Source organism: Buttiauxella brennerae ATCC 51605 (assembly GCF_001654925.1).
Taxonomy (GTDB): domain Bacteria; phylum Pseudomonadota; class Gammaproteobacteria; order Enterobacterales; family Enterobacteriaceae; genus Buttiauxella; species Buttiauxella brennerae.
Genome location: NZ_LXER01000075.1, coordinates 1 through 357, shown reverse-complemented (window position 1 = coordinate 357; position 357 = coordinate 1). Strand labels below are relative to the sequence as shown.

General features: G+C 59.1%; 1 protein-coding gene. It reads left to right on the top strand.

Going from position 1 to position 357, the window contains the following annotated elements; translation table 11 throughout:
• Positions 1–357, top strand: a 357-nt coding sequence (locus M975_RS22055; protein WP_157093434.1) for an ATP-binding cassette domain-containing protein, incomplete at both ends; no start/stop codon positions are given.

The following is a 357-nucleotide window of genomic DNA, read 5'->3' as shown; positions in this document are numbered from 1 at the left end:
CCATGACGCCGGTGCGTGCGCTGTCCGGCGGGGAGCGTAACCGCCTGCTGCTGGCGCGTCTGTTCCTCAAGCCCAGCAACCTGCTGATCCTCGATGAACCGACCAACGACCTGGATGTGGAAACCCTCGAACTGCTGGAAGAGCTTATCGACGGCTACCAGGGCACCGTAATGCTGGTCAGCCACGATCGTCAATTCGTGGATAATACCGTGACCGAATGCTGGATCTTCGAAGGCGAAGGCCGGATTGGTCGTTATGTCGGCGGTTATCAGGACGCCCGCGGCCAGCAAGCGGCGTCACTGGCGCATAAACAGTCAGTCGCGAAAAAAAATGCGGAAGTTGCTGCCCCAAAAGCAG